Source organism: Pseudoalteromonas sp. CO325X, assembly GCF_004208955.1.
Taxonomy (GTDB): domain Bacteria; phylum Pseudomonadota; class Gammaproteobacteria; order Enterobacterales; family Alteromonadaceae; genus Pseudoalteromonas; species Pseudoalteromonas ruthenica.
In genome coordinates this window covers 217,421-238,853 of the sequence record NZ_SGPG01000032.1, presented here as the reverse complement: position 1 = coordinate 238,853, position 21,433 = coordinate 217,421, and the positions used below count along the sequence as shown (strand labels likewise).

The 21,433-nt window shown below is 47.7% G+C and carries 16 protein-coding genes; 10 read left to right on the top strand and 6 right to left on the bottom strand.

Annotated features, from left to right (window positions below):
• Nucleotides 1–88: 88 nt before the first annotated feature.
• The 5 genes from EXT46_RS16635 to EXT46_RS16615 all read right to left on the bottom strand — a co-directional run bounded on the left by EXT46_RS16635 (nt 89) and on the right by EXT46_RS16615 (nt 7,461).
• Entirely contained in the window at nt 89–1,555 is a 1,467-nt protein-coding gene (locus tag EXT46_RS16635) for an ATP-binding protein (RefSeq protein ID WP_130148617.1), read from the bottom strand.
• The gene (locus EXT46_RS16630) at nt 1,545–3,020 is read right to left on the bottom strand and encodes a restriction endonuclease subunit S (RefSeq protein ID WP_130148615.1); all 1,476 of its coding nucleotides are present in this window, start codon (nt 3,018–3,020) and stop codon (nt 1,545–1,547) included. The genes EXT46_RS16635 and EXT46_RS16630 overlap by 11 nt, the downstream gene beginning before the upstream one ends.
• Complete coding sequence (locus EXT46_RS16625) at nt 3,017–5,497, bottom strand: class I SAM-dependent DNA methyltransferase (RefSeq protein WP_130148613.1); 2,481 nt, start codon at nt 5,495–5,497, stop codon at nt 3,017–3,019. Before EXT46_RS16625 ends, EXT46_RS16630 begins: the two co-directional genes overlap by 4 nt.
• Before the next feature lie 32 nt (nt 5,498–5,529).
• A complete protein-coding gene (locus tag EXT46_RS16620; RefSeq protein ID WP_130148611.1) occupies nt 5,530–5,769 on the bottom strand; it encodes a transcription factor in 240 nt (79 codons plus the stop codon).
• Nucleotides 5,770–5,907: 138 nt separating this feature from the next.
• Nucleotides 5,908–7,461: a BCCT family transporter gene (locus EXT46_RS16615; protein WP_130148609.1), complete on the bottom strand. Its 1,554-nt coding sequence runs from the start codon at nt 7,459–7,461 to the stop codon at nt 5,908–5,910.
• 256 nt (nt 7,462–7,717) lie between these two features.
• On the opposite strand from EXT46_RS16615, the gene EXT46_RS16610 reads away from it, so the two are divergent.
• The 6 genes from EXT46_RS16610 to EXT46_RS16585 all read left to right on the top strand — a co-directional run bounded on the left by EXT46_RS16610 (nt 7,718) and on the right by EXT46_RS16585 (nt 16,152).
• On the top strand, nt 7,718–10,594 hold the full coding sequence (locus EXT46_RS16610; protein WP_130148607.1) for a M14 family metallopeptidase: 2,877 nt from the start codon (nt 7,718–7,720) through the stop codon (nt 10,592–10,594).
• 217 nt (nt 10,595–10,811) lie between these two features.
• On the top strand, nt 10,812–11,717 hold the full coding sequence (locus tag EXT46_RS16605; RefSeq protein WP_130148605.1) for an HDOD domain-containing protein: 906 nt from the start codon (nt 10,812–10,814) through the stop codon (nt 11,715–11,717).
• Nucleotides 11,701–12,558, top strand: a complete 858-nt coding sequence (gene murI, locus EXT46_RS16600; RefSeq protein WP_130148602.1) for a glutamate racemase — start codon at nt 11,701–11,703, stop codon at nt 12,556–12,558. Before EXT46_RS16605 ends, murI begins: the two co-directional genes overlap by 17 nt.
• 175 nt (nt 12,559–12,733) lie before the next feature.
• Nucleotides 12,734–13,450: a sortase-associated OmpA-like protein PdsO gene (pdsO, locus tag EXT46_RS16595; RefSeq protein WP_022946505.1), complete on the top strand. Its 717-nt coding sequence runs from the start codon at nt 12,734–12,736 to the stop codon at nt 13,448–13,450.
• Nucleotides 13,451–13,478: 28 nt separating this feature from the next.
• Nucleotides 13,479–15,566, top strand: a complete 2,088-nt coding sequence (locus tag EXT46_RS16590; protein ID WP_130148600.1) for a marine proteobacterial sortase target protein — start codon at nt 13,479–13,481, stop codon at nt 15,564–15,566.
• Entirely contained in the window at nt 15,559–16,152 is a 594-nt protein-coding gene (locus EXT46_RS16585) for a class GN sortase (protein WP_130148598.1), read from the top strand. Before EXT46_RS16590 ends, EXT46_RS16585 begins: the two co-directional genes overlap by 8 nt.
• Here EXT46_RS16585 and EXT46_RS16580 read toward each other — a convergent pair.
• The gene (locus tag EXT46_RS16580) at nt 16,056–17,000 is read right to left on the bottom strand and encodes a DMT family transporter (protein ID WP_130148596.1); all 945 of its coding nucleotides are present in this window, start codon (nt 16,998–17,000) and stop codon (nt 16,056–16,058) included. The genes EXT46_RS16585 and EXT46_RS16580 overlap by 97 nt on opposite strands.
• Before the next feature lie 122 nt (nt 17,001–17,122).
• On the opposite strand from EXT46_RS16580, the gene proB reads away from it, so the two are divergent.
• The 4 genes from proB (at nt 17,123) to gltX (ending at nt 21,324) form a co-directional block, all read left to right on the top strand.
• Nucleotides 17,123–18,229 carry a glutamate 5-kinase gene (gene proB, locus EXT46_RS16575; protein WP_130148594.1) on the top strand — a complete coding sequence of 369 codons (1,107 nt, stop codon included), beginning with the start codon at nt 17,123–17,125 and terminating at the stop codon, nt 18,227–18,229.
• A gap of 84 nt (nt 18,230–18,313) precedes the next feature.
• On the top strand, nt 18,314–19,303 hold the full coding sequence (locus tag EXT46_RS16570) for a GGDEF domain-containing protein (RefSeq protein ID WP_130148591.1): 990 nt from the start codon (nt 18,314–18,316) through the stop codon (nt 19,301–19,303).
• A gap of 54 nt (nt 19,304–19,357) precedes the next feature.
• The gene (locus tag EXT46_RS16565) at nt 19,358–19,717 is read left to right on the top strand and encodes a glutaredoxin (RefSeq protein WP_022946500.1); all 360 of its coding nucleotides are present in this window, start codon (nt 19,358–19,360) and stop codon (nt 19,715–19,717) included.
• Nucleotides 19,718–19,833: 116 nt separating this feature from the next.
• Complete coding sequence (gltX, locus tag EXT46_RS16560) at nt 19,834–21,324, top strand: glutamate--tRNA ligase (RefSeq protein WP_130148589.1); 1,491 nt, start codon at nt 19,834–19,836, stop codon at nt 21,322–21,324.
• Nucleotides 21,325–21,433: the final 109 nt, after the last annotated feature.

The window sequence follows — 21,433 nt, the reverse complement described above, 5'->3', positions numbered from 1 at the left end:
AATATACCGTTTTTACAATGTGTTACCAATATATCACCCATGTCGCACTCATGTTTTTTTTGACTCAGTCAAGCAACGGTCAAGCAAATTAGTACCAATGAGGGACATACCTCATTGCCTTGGTTCCCGCATCCGGATCATAAGGTTTAATCAGTTTGGCTTTTATTGTGTCTTTTATAATTCTGCTGACCATAGCGCTGTTTTTTTCTTCGATGGCAAAGCGTTCGCGCAGCGACTTATTGTTCATGTGCTCGCGATTAACATGTTTTAAGCAGCAGTGTTGGTAGCAGGCACGAATACGATCTTCCTTATCCATATCGGCAAATTCTTTGTGACCGAACAATACCGAGCGAGTGTGTTGATCCGTTACTTCGAACAGGGGAGCGGGCAGCTGATAAAGCTCGGTTTGAAAAATAACCTTGTCAATTCCCGTTCCCCGCTCTTCACAAATATTGATGCGCCGCATAAAAGAAGCCAAGGCTTCGTTTCTACTGCGAGGCGGGGAGTCTAAAAAGCGATCTGTATCTACCAACGGAACGCCCGGGTTGGTGATTTCCATGCGAGACTCAAACAACTCAACCATAGGCCCAGTGCCAGTTAACGCAAAGTCCTGGTGAATAATGGCATTAGCAATCAACTCACGTATGGCAAGCTCTGGATACATGGGCACCTCCTTGCGAAAGGCCTTACCTATTTCTTCATTTGAAGGCAACAAGGTTTTCAGGTAATCAATCAGCCCCTCAAAACCTACGGCATAGCCCTTGTTGCCAATTATCTCGCGCACGGTTTCGACCCGACTGTTGCCCTTGTATTGCACAAGGCGAACCGCTTTGCGGGCCAGATGCTGAAAATCCTGCAGTTTTTTGGCGAATAGTATCGCGCCCAGGTTAGTAATATGCCAGTTGCCCGATTGCGTGGCGGTGATCAGTTGATCGGCTTCGAGCGCACTTAAAATGCCCTGACGCCCCTCCGGCAGGGGCAATCCCACCAAATCAAAATAGGCGGGATAGTCGATGAGTTTCAGAACCTTTTCGCTGCTGCAGTTTTCGGCCGCCAGCTGCTGTTCAAAGGGCGTATGGTCGAATACACGCCACAGCGCTCGCTCCTTTTCGGGGAAGTCCCGGAGCTTTTTCTTGTAAGAACCGACGCGGATAAACTCTGTCCCATCGAACTGCACGGGCGTGTGTGCGGCAGCCTGAATTTCTAAAATGACCACACACCGATCATTTGAGTGGGTAAATTCATAAAATTGAAAATGAATCTTGGGTGCTGTTTTTTGCAGCAACCAGCTTTCCAGTTCTTGCCCTTTGTGTTTTTGGCTTGAGGGCTTAAAACTTGTGCCAATCACCTCGTGGGTTTTATCGTCAACGCCATAAACCAGATAAGCGCTTTGCTTACCCAGCAGGGCCGCAGAGTTGGCGAGCGCTGAGATATATTCGCCAATTTTTATAACATCGACATTGTGCTTGAACTCCACCCACTCGGTTTCATCGGGCAGATGGCACAACTCTCTTAACAGAGCGCAAAGCTGCTCAAGGCTTTGTTCAGTTGGCATTGGCAACCTCCAAATTTTCGGCCTGTTCGAACGGTAATCGTGTGCGGCCTGTGAGTAGCTCTTGCATCATGCCTTGTTTGATTTGGCGGGTTTTCGCCAAGCGCTGTTCAAGGGTTTGGATTTCGTTATCCATATCCGAGAGGATAGTGGCGATGGCGGTTTGTTCTTTTTTGGGCGGTACTGGCAGTGGTACGTCCTTTAGATTTGATTTAGATAAACCATACACCTTTAAGCCCGTAGCTAATCGATCAAAGATAGATTTAACTGCCAATATCGAATGTAGGTAGCCTCTATAGCCTTCTGAAAAAACATTACTTTTATCTCTAAGCAGGAATGTATGGAGTCCTGAAATAACTTTTTTCTCACCAATGCCTGTAATTTCAACACTTTTACCAATTCCTTCATAATCCTCAGACGCATCAGCCATTACAATGTCACCATCTTTTAGAAAGGCAGCGCTAGTAACTTTTTCATTGGATATATGTGGTAAACCTGTTTTAGTTATATCAAGCAAGTAATTCCATTTAGTATGGATATCACCATAGTGAATGTAACCAATATCTCCTTCTTCGCTTAAATCACTTCTAGAGTTTGAAGCTGTTGTTAAAAAAGAGAATACTTCACCATACGTTTTTACATCCCAATCCTCAGGGATTTCGCCTAGTTCGCTGGTTTTTGTGCCTTTACGTCGGCTGTCCATGCCTCCGCTCTGCGAGCCGTCGTCGCAAGCTCCGACGTTAACATTCGTTCCAGACGAATGTTTGTGTCTGGCCTGCCATTCTTCTTCGGTGTATGTGGCGAATTGCGGTAAACGGGTTTTACCTGTCAGCAGTTGCTGCATGGTGGCGGTTTTAATCGCTTGTTTTTTCGCGATCAGCTTTTCCAATTCTGTTAATAACGCATCCACATCGGATAAGGCATTAGCAATTACAGTTTGTTCTGACTCTGATGGAAAAGGGGTAGGAATCAGCTTGATCAGGTCAGTGTTTAAATTTGGTTGCCCATTACCAGTAGCTACATCATCATGAAGTCTTTTTGTCTGAGTATTTATGTAATGAGTAATAAATGATTTATTACCTTTCTTCTGGTTTATGATTGCTGCAACTCCATCGTTTGCACAGCACTTTAAACCTAAAATTTTCGCAACCCCTAGTGTTGCACCACTGTTGGAAATGATTAATGTACCAGCGTCCAAGACACGGCTTTGTTTTGAGCCTAGTTCTGTAAGCTTTGTTAATGTTGACGTTACTTCCTGTTTACTTGTTGGAATATTAGTTAGAGAAGCTACCGTTAACCAAGGAATATAGTTACCGTTAAAGTATTTGGGATCACCCGCAGGGCGCGGTGAACCTCCTCGAACAATATCTCCTAAATCTCCAAGAGTTACACAGTCCCAATCTTCAGGAATAACGCCAACCTCAGTTTGCTTATATCCTTCTGGAATTTCTTGGTTTAACGTACTCATAGCGACCACTCCAAACCCATTGCTTTTAAGTGGCCTGCGACTTTATCGTTAAGGTCATCCACTGATTTAGAAAGGGTTGGTAATGGCGTGCTATAGCGCTCTTCCAGTTGTTTAACCCGGTTTGCCATTTGTTGAGTAACACGTTCAATCTCACTAACGATATTGGTTTGTAATGTGGCTAGCCACTTGTCATCGACAATCAGGGCTTTGATTTCATCAATAGTGAGTTTCGGATATTGGTTGAATACCGCTAAATCGAGGGCATCGATCGCTTCTTTCACTGCTTTTTTCGCAGCCGCTTCACCGTTAAACAGCTTGGTAGCTTGTTTCAGCGCTTTAACTTCACCAGCATCGGTTGCTAGTTTTGTTCTAGCCGCAACGCTGGCTTTGGTGATTTTGTCTTTATCGTTGAGGGCGTCAACTAATAAACCGTCTTCACCGCCATGTTCTTCCAAATAACTTTCAAGCGCTTGGGTGGCTTCGTCTTGTTTGGCTTGCAGGGCATCAACCTTAGCTTGTTCGTCAGCAAAGTAGCGGGCAACGATTAAGCTAGGTGGAATAATCTCGGCTTTGTACTTTTTCTTATTGATGATTAAATCCGGTGTTTCTTTGAGTTTTTCGCCTTTTTTAGCAATAAGTTCACGAAGGGTATTACCTGCTTGCCAATCGTCCTGTACCAATACATACACATCGTCTTGCATGGTATCAGCCCAGTAATCCATCAGGATTTGGTAAATATCGTATTTGCTTAATAAGTCACTATTGGCATAGCTGTTTAATAAATTTTCTGAAATGTTAAAGATAACGTTTTTCGGGTTATCGCCTACTTTAATCTCTTTAAGTTTTGCTTCTGGTATCCATTGTTTAAATGGCAATAGGCTACGAGCAGCAAAGTCTTTAAATTCTTGGTGAGCCAAAATAGTACTTTTAACTTGGCTTGCTTCAACCAGTGCGTGGCTATAGCCTTCACGTTCCGGTTTAAATAAAGTTGCTCGAATGCTAGGGAACACCTGCCAGTAATGCTCAAGGGCATCAATGTCACGGTTTGGAATGCCACCTTGCAGATGAGCGCTTAAATCGTGTAAATCTTCTGGCTCAGATGAGTCGATATAACGCGGGATGTTAAGGTTGTAGTCGTTAGCGGCAATTTCATCAATTTCGACTAAACGGCTGTAACGCTCAAGTTCTAAGCCTTTGTTAAACACATCAACAATTTTATGAATGTCTTGGCTACGCAGGCGGTTTTTATTGCCATCTTTGATAAAACCTTTGCTGGCATCAATCATAAAGATTGGGCGACCTGATACAGTTGGTAGTGCTTCATCACCTTCGTTAAAGCTACCACTTGATTCAAAAATGGCTTTTTGCGCGTGTCCTTTATCAATCACGATAATACAAGCAGGAATACCCGTACCGTAAAACAAGTTAGCAGGTAAACCAATAATACCTTTGATGTAGCCTTGTTTGATGAGGTTTTCACGAATGGTGGCTTCAGCATTACCACGAAATAATACACCGTGCGGTAAGATCACCGCGCCTTTACCTGTGCTTTTTAAGCTTTTGATAATGTGCAGTAAGAAGGTGTAGTCACCGTTTTTCTCTGGTGGAATGCCCCAAGTAAAACGGTTATATAAATCGTTTTCTGGTGTTAGGCCACTGGTCCAGTTTTTATTTGAAAATGGCGGGTTGGCAACCGCAAAATCAAATGTTTTGAGTTGGTTAGGGGCATCTTTCCATTGCGGATCAGAAAGTGTATTGCCTTTCCAAATTTTGGCCGTGGTGTTGTTATGCAAGATCATATTCATACGGGCAAGTGCGCTAGTCGCGTTGTCCATCTCTTGCCCGTATAGGGTTAAACCACGCATCGCTTGGTCGCTGGCTTTTAAAAGCAAAGAACCTGAACCGCACGTAGGGTCGTAGGCGGTGGCATCTTGAGGTGTGTCTTCCTTAATGCCCACCACTTTGGCGAGGATTTGTGACACTTCCGAAGGCGTATAGAACTGGCCTTTAGATTTACCTGATTCGGTAGCAAAGTGGCGCATTAGATATTCATAAGCGTCACCTAATAGGTCATCACCGCCAGCACGGTTAGAAGTTAAATCTAAGCCTTGGAAAATACCGATTAGCTTGGTTAGGCGGTCTACCATTTCTTTGCCTTTACCGAGCTTGTCTTCATCGTTGAAGTCGGCAACGTCTATTACGCCTTTAAGGTCATTTTCTTCAGCAAGGGCTGCGATGATCTTATTGATTTTATCGCCAATTTCTTTATCGTTTTTGGCGGCGATCATATCGTCATAGCTTGCGCCTTCTGGCACAACTATCATGCCGTATGGGTCGCCTTTGTATTTATCGCTGACGTACTTCATGAATAGCATGGTTAACACGTAGTCTTTATACTGGCTGGCATCCATGCCGCCACGTAGTTCGTCACAGCTTGCCCATAGTGATGAATAAAGCTCTGTCTTTTTAATTGCCATGTGTGTTCCTTTAAATTCTTGTGCCTGAGCGGTTAGAGCAAGTCGGTGTTTAAGCCTGCGGCTTTTAAACGGTGAGTGAGATTACGCATTTTAGAAAATTCAGTGCCAAGACTGGGCTTTAGGCCAACGCCTTCGCAAAACTCTTTAGCAGTGATGCTTTTTAAGCTATCTGCGTATTTGATCATTTGCAGATGCAACTCAGTGGTGTACTGATTGCGTGGCGCATCATCTAATGCTTGTTTGATATGCTCGAAGATCGCTTGCTCGTTCATAACACGATTATTCTTTTGGGTGATAATTTATATAAATTAAATAACTTAGCAACTTCAACTAATCTCGGTAAGTAACCTGAGCTAAGTTAACGAGATTAGTCGTAATTCTGTCGCTAAATGGAAGCTTTTGCGAGCAGCTCACGTATGGGTTGGCGGGTTTTTTGCCCGGGCAAACACAATACGCGGCGCATCCCACAGCGAGGGTAGTAAGATAATAGAGACCGGCACGGCGGTGACTACTATAAACGCTTGCAGTTTGTCGATACCGCCAGAGCCTATGATGATTAAAATACTGCCCATCAAGCCCATGGCTATCCCCCAAAATACCCGAATGGGCACGGCGGGGTGCTCTGAACGTGAGGTCGAAACCGACAATACATAGGTCATCGAATCCCCCGTAGTGGCGACAAAGGTTAGGGTTAGAATTAAAAACAGGAAAGACACTAAACCACCTAGCGGCAAGGCCTGAGTGATGGCAATTAATGCTGCGGGAAGGTTAAAACCAGCAAATGCTTTGGAAATAGTATCGGCTTGTTCTAGTTCGAGGCTTAACCCGGTGCCACCGACGATGGTAAACCAGAACATGGTAATAAGCGGAGCCACGATACACAGCATGATAATAATGGCGCGAATAGAGCGGCCTCGACTAATGCGCGCGATAAAAATGGCCATCATCGGGCCGTATCCTAAAAACCAACCCCAAAAGAACACTGTCCACCAACCAAGCCAGCCGGCATCATTAAATAACCCTGCCTCGCCCCGGTATAAGGCCATATCAAAAAAGTGGCTTAAATGGGTGATAAGGCCACTAAAAAAGCTCGTGAAAATAAATGAGGTGGCTCCCGCAACCAATATAAAGGCCAGTAACACCAGCGCAAGTAACATGTTCAAACGACTGAGTAGCTGAATGCCTTTGGTCACCCCTGAGACGGCCGACATCACGAAAATAAAAGTGAGCACGCCTATCACGCTTACTTGGGTGAGCGTGGTATCGGGAATGGCAAATAACGCATTTAAGCCATAGCTTACCTGTAAGCCTAAAAAGCCGATTGGCCCCACAGTACCGGCCACCACAGCCACAATACACACGGCATCGGCGATAACGGCAATGGGCCCGCTCAGGGCTTGTTCTTTAAATACCGGGTAGAGCAAGGTACGTGGTGCTAAAGGCAAGCCTTTATCATAGTGATAATGCATCAGCATAATGGTGGTTAAACTGCCGAGTATGGCCCAAGCCAGAAAGCCCCAATGCAAGTATGACTGGGCCAAAGCGTAGGGCACCGCCTCTGGGGTTGCCGCCGCGACGTGGTCAAATTGGGGCGGCATGGATAAGAAGTGAGCCATGGGCTCTCCAGCGGCCCAAAATACGCCCCCGCCCGCGAGCAGAGTGCACATAATCATGGCTCCCCATTGGAATAACGAAAATTCCGGGGCGGCTAAGTTGCCAATACGCTGTTTGGCTGCGGGCAACATGGCAGTGGCGATGGCAATGATAAAGGTGGCTAATAACAACAACTGCCAGTACAAGCCAAAATACCTAGCCGACCAAGCAAAGCTGGCATCAACCCACTGCGATAGGGTCTTGAGGTCGAACAGGGCAAAAAGGCAAAAGCAGATGATGAATCCGGCGCTGAGTAAAAATAGAGGTGCGTCGACACCGAGGCGGTTGAATTTAGTGCTGGTTAAATTGATTGTGCTTCCCCAATTACGCGTTTAGCAAAGATTCATTGCCCTTTGTCACGCTTAGGTGGGTAACAAAAACCAATGGTGTATAGCCCTTATTATAACGTGGCACAGAAACATCATGCCAATGTTTGCTGCAATTGCTGTTGCGCTATCTCGCTTTATGGTTATCGCAGCATAATGCTATTTAGCTCAAATAATGCTCGGCTTAGATTGCAGCTGCTATAGTGAAAGCGACGTAAAACCATAATAAAAAGGTAAATTTATGAAGCTAAACAGGATATTAGCAAGTGCTGCATGGGGCTGTGCAGTGTTTGCGGTCAGTGCCCATGCCACTGTGCTAATGCAACCCACGTCGGTGCCCGGTGGCGACTATCCCGCGTTACACCAAGGGCAATATGCGGCAAATATCACCCCAGCCAACGAGGTGCTTGGCTTTGACGTGGGTCAGCGCACCGCCACGCCAGCGCAAATTACTGAGCTGGTAAATAAGTGGGCCGAGCAAAGTGATAAAGCAAAAATCGTTGAGTACGCCCGCAGTTATGAAGGGCGCCCGTTGCATTATTTAATGATTAGCTCAGCAAAGAATCTGGCCAATATTGATGAAATTAAAGCGAATATCAGCAAACTTAGCGAACCGGATGCGCTTTCATCATCACAAATAGATAAGCTCATTGATTCGACTCCAGGTACGGCATGGATGGCCTACAGTATCCATGGCAATGAATCTTCCGGTGCCGATGCATCTTTAGCACTTATTTACCAATTACTTGCCTCACAAGACTCAGAGATAGAATCGCTCCTAGACGATTTGGTGATACTGGTCGACCCATTAATGAACCCCGATGGTCGCGCCCGATTTACTAAACGCCTGCAAGAAAGCCGCAGTGCCGCGCCTAACTTTGACACGCAATCACTGCTGCACAGCGGTTCATGGCCATTTGGGCGGACTAACCATTATTACTTCGACCTCAATCGCGACTTTTACTTTGCCGTAAATCCAGAATCAAAGGGCCGTATACAAGCCATCAATGAATGGTTTCCGCAACTGATGATCGATGGCCATGAAATGGGTGCCTTAGACACCTTTTTAATGGGCCCGCCGCGTGAGCCGCTGAACGTGAATATTCCCACCAGTACGCGTAAATGGAGCAAGGTATTCGCCGGCGATCACGCCAGCGCTTTTGACGATAAAAACTGGCCTTATTACACCGGCGAGTGGTTTGAAAACCTCTACCCGGGTTATTCTAACTATGCCGAGTACAAAGGGTCGGTACATATTCTTTATGAGCAAGCACGTACCGCAGAAGATGGCGTGCGCTTAAAAAATGGCAATGTGCGTAGTTACAAAGAGTCTGTTGACCATCAATATATTAGCTCTTTGGCTAACCTTAAGACCCTGCAACAGCACAGCAAAGCCATGTATCGTGATTTTGTCAGTAATCGCTTAGCGCATATTGACCCCGACGGAAAATATGGTGAGCGCAGTTTTGTTATTCTTCCGACCGATAACACCGCACGCTTGCACAAGCTGTTGGATATCCTTGATTTGCAGGGCATCGATTATTATGCAACCACTGAAGAGCTGAAGGTACGCAAGGCCAAAAACCACCTCGGGCAGGTGCGTGATGCGACCATCCCTAAGGGCGCGATTGTCATCCCCAATCGCCAGTATGATGCGCCGTTACTGGCAACCATCATGGAGTTTGACGCAGAGTTAAATGATGCGGTGCTATTGGAGGAGCGACAAAAGACCCTGCGTGATGGCAGCTCAATTATGTATGACACCACCGCGTGGAATGTATCGATGATGTTTGGTCTGCCGGCATTAGAAGTACCTGAGCACCTTGATGATGATCTCACCACCTATCAGCGCCCCAGCGAAGCCGGTGTACAACCTCGTGATAATGCCATAGCTTATGTTGTTGATGGTGCCAGCGATGCCTCTGTGGCGTTTGCCGCGCGCTTACTTGAGCAAGGCGTAAAAGTGCGCGTATTGGCTAAGCCAGGTGTGTTTAACGACACCCGCTTCAACCGAGGCTCGGTGGTGGTCAATAATTATGATAACACCCTAGAGAGCAGCGAGCTGAGCGCCTTACTGGATAAGGTAGCAAAGGAAGTCGGCGTATCTGCCATCGCTATAGACCAAGGCTTGGGTAAAGGAGACTTACCCGATATTGGCGGCGAAAACTTTAAGTTATTGAAGGCGCCAAAAATAGCCTTTATTAGCCAAAATGGCATTGCTCCGGGCGATATTGGCTCGATGTGGCATATGCTTGATACCGAACTCGGTATTCGTCATAGCCATTTAAGCCAAGAGATGCTCTCTTACAGCGATCTTCGTGGCTACAATGTCATCATTGTCCCTAGTCGTTGGTATGGTGAGTTATCGAAAAGCCATATTAGCGCTTTGGACAAATGGGTCGCGCAGGGCGGCACCTTAATCGTTAATGGCAACTCGGCTGCACAATTAGCCATAGCAGAAGACTTCTCGAAAGTGGCGCTATTGAAGCAGAGCTTTGATAAGGCTGATGAGTATGACCTGGCGCTGATGCGCGAGTGGCAAGCCAAGCAGCAGCGTATCGCCAATGCTGATTTGATTACTGCTCATAAGGTTTCTGCACAATTGAGTTTTCCTTGGGATAAAAGCGACGATGTGAAGCCTTTGAACAAGGAGCAACTTGAGCGTTGGCATGATTGGAGTGCTGCATTTATGCCTTCTGGAGCAATAGTTGCTGGGCGCACAGATCAAAAGCATTGGCTCAGTTATGGGGTTAATCAGCAGCTGCCGGTATTGGCCGGTGATGTGCCCTTGTTTATGGCCAAGCAAGGTGTTGATGCGGTGGTGCGCTACGGTGTGCTGCAAGAAAATAGTAAGGCCGAGCAGCGCATGATTGGCTGGGCGACCATTCCGCAAGGGCAAGACTTGTACGTGCGTATGAGTGGTTTGTTGTGGCCTGAAGCGGCGCAGCGCATGAGTAATGCCGCTTACCTTACGCGCGAGAAAAAGGGCAATGGCCAAGTGATCATGTTTGCCAATATGCCTAACTTCCGTGGTGCCACTAAAGGCACCGCACGGTTACTGCTCAATGCCATTGTCTACGGCCCTGGGCTAGGCACTGACGCGGTAATTCAACTTTAAACTGGGATGTTTTTTAACGAAGCCGAGCACCATGCTCGGCTTTTTTGTGCCCTGCAACTAGGGCCAGATGTTATGCATATAGGTAATAGTTATTTTGTATTGGTTTTTAAAATTTAATTAACAAAATAGTAGTAAAAAATAACCAGCTAAACTATTATCTCGTTAACGCAAGGTTCAGCTAGTGGATGGCGATAACCCATTTACGAGTGCATTGAATATGATAAATATTGACAGCTCCGTGCTACAAGATGTTGAGCGCGGCTTTAGCTTACCTCCCAAACCCGAGCTGCTCACCCAGCTACAGCATAGCCTTGAACAGCCAGAGCCTGAATTGCATGATATTGCTCAGCTCATCTCCCAAGATGTGGCCACCTCAGCGGCGGTGTTAAAAGTGATAAACTCTCCTTGCTATGGCCTGGCAAGGTCAATCACTGATATTCGCCAAGCGGTGATGTTTCTTGGTCTTGACAGTATTGCCACATTAGTGACGGGGTTTTTACTAAAGCAAGCCTACTCACAACATCAGTGTTGCATCAAATTAGAGCGGTTTTGGGACACCGCCACGGAAGTGGCTGATATGGCGGTGTTAATTGGCAAAAAGATTAAATCTAGAGTGCCCACCGAAAATCTACATATGCTCGGTTTATTCCACGATGCAGGGATCCCTGCCTTAGCCGTTCAGTATCCGGACTATATTAATGTATTAGAGCAAGCGAACAGCGATCATAGCTGTAGTTTAGTGGCCTATGAAGAAGCTGCTTATCGTACTAATCATGCCGTTATCGGCTATTACTTGGCCAGTGCTTGGAACTTACCAAAAGACACCTGTCAGCTTATTTTACGCCACCATGATCACCACTTTTTCAATAGCTGCCAAGATGAAACTCTGCGCATGACCATGGCAACGTTGAAAATGGCGGAAAACTTCGTGCATTTACAGCGGCGGTTTTCACCGTCTCAGGATTGGCAGTACTTTGAGGCGTCGGCCTTAGCCGTGCTCGACCTCGAAAATGACGATTACCTCGATATTAAAGATGATGTCGAAGAGTACTTTATAGACAAGCAACTGGAACCTTTAAATACTTGGCTAAGCCGTTTTTTGTCGCTTGGCTTTGTGTCATAAAGGCTCTACACTTGGCCGCCTTAGTAACCCTGAGCGCGCTATTTTGTTCCACTCTTCTATCGGTATTTTCGACTCTGGCGTGGGTGGTCTTGCCATTGCCCAACAAGTGCGACAATTGCTGCCCCAGTATGATATTCACTATGTCGCGGACAGTGGCTTTATGCCCTATGGCGACAAAAGCCCCGAGCAAGTGATATCAAGGTGCTCGCGTATTACTTCTTACTTATGCGAGCATGGGGCCAGTGCGATTGTTTTGGCTTGCAATACTGCGACGATGGCAGCCATTGATACCTTACGAGCACAATTCACGCTGCCTATTGTGGGTGTTGAGCCCGGCGTGAAACCGGCATTATCATTGAGCAAAACCAAGGTGGTTGGGGTGTTGGCAACGCCCAATACCGTGGCTTCGCCACGATTCATTCAATTGTGTCAACGCCAAGGCGCGGCCTCGGGGCGTATTGTTTTCCAACCTTGCCCTGAGCTGGCAGGCACCATAGAGCAACTGCAACTGAGTGGCAAAAAGGTGGAGCAACTGCTGCACAGCTACGCGCAGCCGTTGATTGACCAAGGAGCCGATGTTTTGGTGATGGGCTGCACACACTATGCCTTTATTGCTCCTGTTTTGCGCAAGCTATATGGCCCACGTATCGATGTGCTGACCACCGAGCAAGCGGTGGCCCTGCAACTGCAACGGTGCTTACCCAGCCAAGCAATCAATCCGGCCTCTAAAGTGGGGAAAACACGCTTCGCAACTTCCGCTTGCCCCGACTACTTTCATCATCAGCTGCGGTGTTTATGGCCGCAAAACGTCTCTACAGAGGTGGTTTCACTGCCATTTTAAGCTGGCGCTCAGGCTTGCCATTTTATTGCCATAATTGCCCTTCATTTTTCCTTTTTTGCTCCCCTTTATTGCCACTGTGTCTTGTTTTAATAACTCCTAAGCAAGACAGCACAGTCACCAACCACTTTGTTGCTTGCAATACACCAACCAAATTAAGTATTGAAGGATGAAGACGATGAAAAAACAACTACTTGCAACTGCACTTATTTCGACCCTAATGGCTGCACCAGCGATGGCGAAAGAGAAAAAAGAAATGGCCTCAGAAACTGCATGGGGACTTGGCACGGGCGCCACCATTGGTGCCGTAGTCGGTGGCCCGATTGGCGCTTTCGCAGGCGCATTTATCGGCGGCATCATCGGCGAGAAAGAAGCTGCAGAGAACACCGTTGAATCACAACAAGTGATGCTCAGCCAATATAAAGACACTGACCAACAATTGCGTAGCACCTTAGACCGTAACCGTTCACTGACAGCGCAAATCGACGCATTAGAAAATGAACAAAATCGCTTAGAACAAGCGCGCATTGATAACTTACTGGCAATGACGGTGCAATTTCGTTCGGGTTCGTCGCGTATCGAGCCACATTTCGCCGAGCAGCTCGACCAGCTCGCTTTAATCCTTAAGCGTAAGCCAGAATTGAGTCTGAACTTGAACGGCTATGCCGATGTTCAGGGCGATGAAAGCGCAAACCTGAGTTTATCGCAGCGTCGTGCTGATGCAGTGCAGGCTTACCTTGTTGACCAAGGCGTGAGTGGCGAACAACTCTATGCTCAAGGCTATGGTGAGCAGAAACTGGTCGATAACGGCAATGAATATGAAACTAACTTCTTCGATCGTCGCGTAACATTAACGGCCCGTGGTGCGACGCAAAGCCAAATGGCTAAAAACTAAGTTTGCCAATCATCACGAGGACCCGATTATGTTGAGTAGTCCTAGCAAAGTGCTCACAGCTCTCGCTGTGGGCCTTTTTTCTCTACTTCTATGTTCGCCAGCTTTAGCCAGTAATGATAGTCATGCAAACAACAAAGCGCAGCTGCGCTTAAGTGATGCCCATGGCGCCCATGTAGCGCCCGGAGTGTTACTGAATACGCAAGCAAAAATGCGTATTACCGGGTTAATTAACCACGTTGAGGTAACGCAAACCTTTATCAATCGTCACCCGTTTGCGGTCAATGCTCAGTATGTGTTTCCGCTACCCAGTGAGAGTGCGGTACACGCCATGGTTATGACTGTGGGAGAGCGCAAAATTGTCGGTAAAATTGCTGAGAAACAAGCGGCGGAGCGTCAGTATCAAGCGGCTAAACGTGCCGGTAAGCGTGCGGCTTTAGTTAACCAGCAACGTGCCAATATGTTTACCTCGCGACTGGCCAATCTTGGCCCCGGTGAGCAAGTGCGCATTACCTTGCAGTATCAAGAAATGGTGTCTTTACGCGATGCCCAGCTCAGCGTGCGTTTGCCGATGACCTTCACACCGCGTTATCACCCAAGGCAGTATCGTCTTGATGGGGCTGATAAGGTTGCAACGGTTAGCAGCCCTGAACTAGAAAAGACTGCAGGGGCGACCGCAGGGGCGACTGCAAGTGGGGTAACAGGGTTAATGTCAGGCTGGATGAGCCCGCGTTTTGTTCAGCAAGCTACCGCTCAGCAGCCACTGACCAATACACAGCCGAAGTTGCAGCTGCAGGTAGATATCGATTTTGGCCTCGCATTGCACAGCATTCGCACCCCTCATTATAAGGCGGATATTCGCAACCCTAGCTTTGGTCGTTACCAGCTTTTAGTGAGTGACGAAAGTATGAACCGCGATTTTGTGCTACGCGCTAAAGTGGAGCAAAGCGACAAAGCACGTGCCGCTTTCTTTAGGCAGACAGCGCAAAGTGGTGATTATGGGCTGTTAATGCTGCTACCACCGAGCGATGAATTTAGTGCTCAGCAGCGTTTAGCGCGAGAGCTCATTTTCGTGATTGACAGTTCCGGCTCAATGCATGGCAGCTCCATGCAGGCGGCAAAACAGGCACTGTTTTATGCGCTGGACAACATGAATGAAAATGACAGCTTTAATATCATCGACTTTGACTCTACGGCGCGTTTATTCCGGCCAAGTGCCGTGGCGGCTAATGAGTTTAACCGCAATGAGGCAGAGCGATTTGTTTATAACCTTGACGCCGATGGCGGCACCGAAATAGCCGGTGCGTTGCATCACGCGCTAGACGCCAAGCAACACCCGGGGTTTGTTCGTCAGGTGGTGTTTTTGACCGACGGTAGCGTGAGTAATGAGCAAGCGCTGTTTGATTTGATCAAAGCGCGATTAGGCGATAGCCGTTTATTTACGGTGGGCATCGGCAGCGCGCCCAATAGCTACTTTATGCGCCGCGCTGCGCAAGTGGGTCGTGGTAGCTACACGTTTATTAGTGATGGCTCTGAGGTGCAAGCGCAAATGCAAGCGTTGATAGCACGCCTTGCCAACCCTGCACTGAGAGACTTGCATCTCGCTGGCGCGCGCAGTGGTGAATTAGACTACTGGCCCAAACCGCTACCGGATCTTTATTTTGGCGAGCCGTTAATGGTGGCAATTAAGCTCGACAGTCAGCAGCAAGATATTCACATTAACGCCACGTCGCAACATGGTCCATTACGTCTGAGTATGCCGATGCATGAGAGTGCGCGTAATTATGAGCGTAGCGAAGCCATTGCGAGAGTCTGGGCGCGTCAACAAATAGCTTCACTGTTACTTTATAATGAACAGCAAGCGGTGCGTGAGCAAGTCTTGGAATTAGCGCTGAAGCATCAGCTGTTAAGCCCGTTCACTGCCTTTATTGCGGTTGATGAAACGCCAGCTAAAAGCCCAGCAATGCATGATGAGCAAGTACCTAACCCTGTGGCCCAAGGGCAGCGTCTTATGCGCTTTGCGCAAACAGATGGTCAGTCATTGTGGCATGTACTACTGGGCATGGTGCTGATGGTGATCGCATCCGCTTGGCTTAAAGTGCGAGGTCAACATGGGTAAACAGAGGGGGCGTTACGCCCTATATGGGGTGTTTGCACTGGGGTTGTTGCTCTTTACTCAAGGGGGCTATGTACAAGCCAAAGCATGGTTGGCTCAGCACCTTATTGAGCGAGCTTGGCAGCAAAGCTTGATACGCCAAGGCGCCGCAGTCGCGCCTTGGTATTACGCTGATACCCATGTGGTGGCAAAGCTCAGTGTGCCGGACTTAGCGCTTGAGCGCTATGTGCTGGCCGGAGCCAGCGGCCGAAATTTGGCGTTCGGCCCCGCTCATGCTTTGGCCTCGAGCCCATTAGGCAGTGATGGTAGCAGCGTGATTGCTGCGCATAATGATACCCACTTTGCTTTTTTACGCCATGTGCAGGTGGGCGACACACTGGTGTTGTCGCTCGCTGATGGTCGTCAATTAAGTTATCGCATTGAGCAAAAACAAGTGGTGCACCAGGAGCAGACCGCAGCAGCCAGTGCTCCCGGTTTGCATCTGGTGACGTGCTACCCTTTTAATTCGCCCGCCTCTGGCACGGATTTGCGCTTGTTAGTTTCTGCCTCATTGATTTCTCCCTCTTCCAAGTCAACGACAATCGCCTGATGTCGTTGGCTTATCATCACCCCAGCGAACACCACGGCAATGCTTAACCATTGTCCTAGGGTCAGTACCTCGCTGAGCACAATGGCAGAGAGCAACAGGGTAAAGATAGGGATCAAGTTTGAGTAGGCGGCGGCAGTGAGCACCGATACTTTACTGATGGCATAGTTATACATGCCATAGCCGCCCAGGGTTACAAAGGTGCCTAAATAAAGGATATGAGCAAAGGCAATGGGATCATGGTTCTGCGGCACTTCTACAAAAAGCAAAAATGGCGCAAAGAACAGTGAGCCTGCCAGACCTTGCAAAGCAATCAAGCTCAGCGGTGAGTAGCGCGCCGCGAGGTGTTTTACGCTCACAGTGTAATAAGCGGCGCAGAGCATCGCCAGTAGCTCCAGGGTGTTGCCAACAATGGGGTTGGGCGCATGCTCAGAGGCAGGAGAGAGCATAGTGAGCAAAATACTGCCACCGATACACAGCGTGAAGCCGACAATAATGGCGCGGCTGATACGCTCCTTGAGCATAAAAAATGCCAGTATAGCGACGATCAGCGGTAAACACGACACAATCACCCCTGCTTGTGATGCTGAGGTGTGCTCCATAGCGTGGCCTTCGAATAGAAAGTACAGGCAAGGCTCGGCTAAACTCATTGACACTAGGTACTTCCAGTCACCCCGGCGATAATCAAAACGCGTGATAAAACGCCACAGGCATAGGCTTACGGCTAGCGTGGTGAGCATACGCAAGAAAATAACCACGGCTGGGTCGTACACGCCAATGGCATACTTTAGCGAGATAAAAGAACTGCCCCATAAGAAGGTGGCAATAATTAAACATAAGCTTGCAGGCATAAACAAACGTGGGGTTAAGCAAAATTGCGGCGATGCTAGCACACTTGAATTAATTTAACTTGTTTGTGCGCCTAGTCCTAGGGTAATAATTAGTCATCATTTCCACAAAGTGAAGCAATTAAGTGCAAACTATTGTCGTTAAGTTGGGCACCAGCGTGCTGACCAATCATGGCCGAGGCTTAGATAAGGCGCACATGGTTGATTTAGTGCGCCAGTGCGCGCAATTGAAGCAACAAGGCCATCGTATAATTATCGTCACCAGCGGGGCGATTGCAGCGGGGCGAGAGTTATTGGGCCGCCAGCCTGGTACTGAGACCTTGGCACAAAAGCAGATGTTAGCTGCGATAGGGCAAAGCCAGTTGCTGCATACCTGGCAAAGCCTATTTGCGCTTTATTCAATTGCCGTGGGGCAAATGTTACTGACACAAGCGGATTTAGAAAACCGCGAGCGCTACCTCAATGCTCGTGATGCGTTGCTAGCTATATTGCAAGAGGGAGCGGTGCCCATCATCAATGAGAACGATGCCGTCGCAACCACACAAATAAAAGTGGGCGACAATGACAACCTCTCCGCTAAGGTAGCCATATTAGCTCGCGCTGATACCTTGTTGTTGCTAACTGATCAGCCTGGACTATTCACCGCCGATCCGCGCAGCCACCCCGATGCCGAGCTGATTGCGGAAATCCGCCATATTGATGATCAGGTAAAGGCGTTAGCAGGAGGTTCGGGCAGCACTGTGGGCACAGGGGGGATGGCTACTAAGCTGGAAGCTGCGAGTATCGCCCGTCACGGTGGTGTGGATGTGGTGATCAGTGCAGGACATGGCCAGAATGTCATTATAAATTGTTTGCAGCAGCAAACAGGCACCCGGGTATTGAGCTTAAAAGCACCTCGGCGCAGTCGCAAGCTGTGGTTGCTAGCAGGGCCGATGAGCAAAGCCAAGGTGGTACTCGATGACGGTGCGACAGCAGCGATTGCAAAAGGTGGGGCCAGTGTACTTCTGGTTGGTATAACGCAATTAAGGGGGCCGTTCAGTCGTGGTGATGTCATCACTTTGTGTGACGAGCAAGGGCTTAACTTAGGCAAAGGCGTGGCGAGATATGACAGTGTGGCTGTGGCCCAATTGCTGGCTCATAAAGAGCAAACTATCGTCGAAACATTGGGCTACAGTAATGGCGCTATGCTGGTGCATCGTGATGATTTTATCAATTTCACTGACAGTGTTTAGCCTGCACACAGTCATTGTGCACTGGGCACATAACCCTTTTTGTTCGTCTACACTTAGGAGAATCAAGCAGCAAAACAAGCGCCTATGCAAAGTAACTCCTGTGGTCATCAATGGATCATTCGTCTAACGCAGCAACAAAGTGAACGTGCGTTGGATGCAGCGCTTATTGATATACTTAGCCAAGTGTTTGCCGATAACAATTTTGCTCTGTACATGAATAAACAATTTACTTCGCAGGGCCGCATACGATGCAGCTATTCAGGGTGCTCAGCAGCAATACTCAATGATGAACAAGCGCAGCAGTTAGTGGCAAAAATTGATGCTGAGCGCATGCGCATTAGTGGTAGCCAAGGACAATATGTGTACTTTCCTATCTACCATCTTGGTGCAGTGATAGGTTTTGTGCAAAGCAGCAGTGACTTCGCGCTGACGCATGATTTCCCCTTCGTGATCACTAATATTCTTAATATTTACGCCAACCAGCTGTATTTACTGTATCGCTCGCGATTAGACCCACTCACTGAACTGCTTAACCGGCAAACTTTTGACTCTCAGGTGATGGACATCATCAATGGCGACGGCTTTGCTGATCATCGTGACAATGAACTTGAGCGCCAATGGTATCTTGCCATGTTCGATATTGATCACTTTAAACGCGTTAATGATACCTACGGCCATGTGATTGGTGATGAGGTTATTATTCTTGTAGCGCGAATTTTAAAACAGAGCTTTCGCAGTGAGGATTATGTGTTTCGCTATGGAGGCGAAGAGTTCGCCGTACTATTGCTGTGCGATAATAAAAACCAAGCGATGCAAGTGTTAGAGCGACTGCGCGTAACTGTGGCGGATTTTACCTTCCCGCAGGTGAAAAGATTGACTATTAGCACTGGTTTTTGTGCTTTTGATGATACCTCAATGGTCCCTGAGCTGGTGCATAAAGCCGATTTAGCCCTTTACAATGCGAAAAATAATGGCCGCAACCAAGTGGTCGATTTCCATAGCTTAAATATTCCTGATAACACCAAGGGTGCAGGCGACGATGATCTAGACGACGATATGTTGGAGCTATTTTAACCACTTTCAGAGCGTGCTAAACTCTGCGCCGAATTTTTCTGTTTGAGAGTGCTTATGAAGTTTGTACGTTGGTTGCTAGGCCGTATTATTTTGTTCTTTAATTTTGTCTTTACTCCGCGCAGTAAAAAACGTCCTGCTGAAGCGCAGCAGCAGTTAGATGCGCAAACCGCGAATATGGCATTGTATCAGTTTCACGCCTGCCCGTTTTGTGTAAAAGTTCGCCGCGCGATTAAGCGTAACGGCCTAAAAATACAAACACGGGACGCTAAAAACAATGACACTTACCGCCAAGAGCTTGCCGAGCAAGGGGGCAAAGTAAAAGTGCCATGTTTACGTATTGAGCAAGACCAGCAGGTGCGCTGGTTGTATGAATCATCCGACATTGTTGCCTACCTTGATGATTTAGCTGCTTAAGCAACCAGTCTATTTATCGTTAACGCCGCAATTGCGGCGTTTTCCACTACGAAGTTTTGCCCCTTTGTGCTAGCATTTGCAGCAAATTTTTGTTGCTAATTGAAAGAGAAGCTAGCATGACTGACCACACCTGTGTTCGCACCCGTGTTGCCCCTTCACCTACGGGTGACCCGCACCTAGGCACTGCCTATATTGCCCTGTTTAACTACTGTTTTGCCAAGCAGCAAGGCGGTGAATTCGTATTGCGTATCGAAGACACTGACCAAGTGCGCAGTACCGCAGAATCAGAGCAGGCGATCATGGACAGCCTACAATGGCTAGGCCTGCAATGGGATCATGGACCGGATGTCGGTGGTGAGTTTGGCCCATACCGTCAGTCAGAGCGCTCAGAGCTTTATAAAAAGTATGCGCACCAGCTCGTGGAGCAGGGCAAAGCTTTTTATTGTTTTGCCAGCGCCGAAGAGCTTGAGCAAATGCGTGAGCAGCAAATGGCCGAAGGCTTGCGTCCTAAATACGATGGACGTGGGTTACTTTTGAGCGAAGAAGAAGTTCAAGCCAACCTGGATGCCGGTAAGCCTTATGTGATCCGCATGAAAATACCGGAGCAAGGCACCTTTACTTTCAATGACTATTTGCGTGGTGAGATTGAAATCCCATGGGAAAATGTCGATATGCAGGTGTTATTGAAGCAAGATGGCTTCCCTACTTACTTCTTAGCTAACGTGGTGGACGACCACCACATGCAGATTAGCCATATTTTCCGTGGTGAAGAGTGGATTAACTCGGCACCCAAACTGCTGAAACTGTATGAAGATTTTGGTTGGCAAGCGCCGGTATTGGGGCATTTACCTTTGCTGCGTAACCCTGATAAGTCAAAGCTTTCAAAGCGCAAAAACCCAACGTCTATTAATTACTACAAGGAAATGGGCTTCCTTCCTGAGGCCGTATTGAATTACTTGGGTCGTATGGGTTGGTCGATGCCTGATGAGCGAGAAAAGTTTACCCTCGCTGAGATGATTGAACACTTTGATATGAAACGTGTTTCTCTGGGTGGTCCGGTATTCGATGTGGAAAAGCTAAAGTGGCTGAATGGCACTTGGTTGCGTGAAGAGTTTAGCGATGAGCAACTGATTACGCGTTTTGTCGACTGGAAATATAACGCTAATACGCTAAAGCGCATACTACCTGAGGCGAAAACCCGTATTGATACACTCTCTGACTTAGTCGACTTGGCTGGGCATTTTGTCGCCGGGATGCCTGAATATGACCCTGCGCTATTAACCGATGGTAAAGCGCCAGAAGATGTGGTGCGTCAAGCACTGCAGTTCTTTATTTGGGAGTTGGAAACACTGCGCACCTGGGAAAAGTCAGCGATCTTTGCCATTGCGAAAAAAGTGGCGACCTTCCATGAATTGAAGATCAAAGACTTTTTAGAGCCTATTTTTGTTGCTATTACCGGCAAGAAGTCATCTACATCGGTGATCGATGCGATGGAAATTCTTGGCTCTGATATGTCGCGAGCACGGTTGCGTGTAGCGCTAGGGCACATTGGTGTATCTAAGAAGCAAGCGAAGAAACTAGAAAAAGCCTACCGCGATTTTAACTAAGCATTGGCAAAAAGACAGCCGCAGCCTGTTATGCTGCGGCTTTTTTGTGCCTTTTTTCCATAAATTGCAACAGATTCGACCTCTCCATGCGTAAATTTTGTTACACTGC

Excerpts from the sequence above, each read along its gene's own strand:
- EXT46_RS16565 (WP_022946500.1), top strand. The coding sequence starts at position 19,358 with ATGAAGTTTGTACGTTGGTTGCTAGGCCGTATTATTTTGTTCTTTAAT.
- EXT46_RS16620 (WP_130148611.1), bottom strand. The coding sequence starts at position 5,769 with ATGAACGAGCAAGCGATCTTCGAGCATATCAAACAAGCATTAGATGAT.
- EXT46_RS16570 (WP_130148591.1), top strand. The coding sequence starts at position 18,314 with ATGCAAAGTAACTCCTGTGGTCATCAATGGATCATTCGTCTAACGCAG.
- EXT46_RS16605 (WP_130148605.1), top strand. The coding sequence starts at position 10,812 with ATGATAAATATTGACAGCTCCGTGCTACAAGATGTTGAGCGCGGCTTT.
- EXT46_RS16580 (WP_130148596.1), bottom strand. The coding sequence starts at position 17,000 with ATGCCTGCAAGCTTATGTTTAATTATTGCCACCTTCTTATGGGGCAGT.
- gltX (WP_130148589.1), top strand. The coding sequence starts at position 19,834 with ATGACTGACCACACCTGTGTTCGCACCCGTGTTGCCCCTTCACCTACG.
- EXT46_RS16590 (WP_130148600.1), top strand. The coding sequence starts at position 13,479 with ATGTTGAGTAGTCCTAGCAAAGTGCTCACAGCTCTCGCTGTGGGCCTT.
- EXT46_RS16585 (WP_130148598.1), top strand. The coding sequence starts at position 15,559 with ATGGGTAAACAGAGGGGGCGTTACGCCCTATATGGGGTGTTTGCACTG.
- EXT46_RS16635 (WP_130148617.1), bottom strand. The coding sequence starts at position 1,555 with ATGCCAACTGAACAAAGCCTTGAGCAGCTTTGCGCTCTGTTAAGAGAG.
- EXT46_RS16625 (WP_130148613.1), bottom strand. The coding sequence starts at position 5,497 with ATGGCAATTAAAAAGACAGAGCTTTATTCATCACTATGGGCAAGCTGT.
- EXT46_RS16630 (WP_130148615.1), bottom strand. The coding sequence starts at position 3,020 with ATGAGTACGTTAAACCAAGAAATTCCAGAAGGATATAAGCAAACTGAG.
- pdsO (WP_022946505.1), top strand. The coding sequence starts at position 12,734 with ATGAAAAAACAACTACTTGCAACTGCACTTATTTCGACCCTAATGGCT.
- EXT46_RS16610 (WP_130148607.1), top strand. The coding sequence starts at position 7,718 with ATGAAGCTAAACAGGATATTAGCAAGTGCTGCATGGGGCTGTGCAGTG.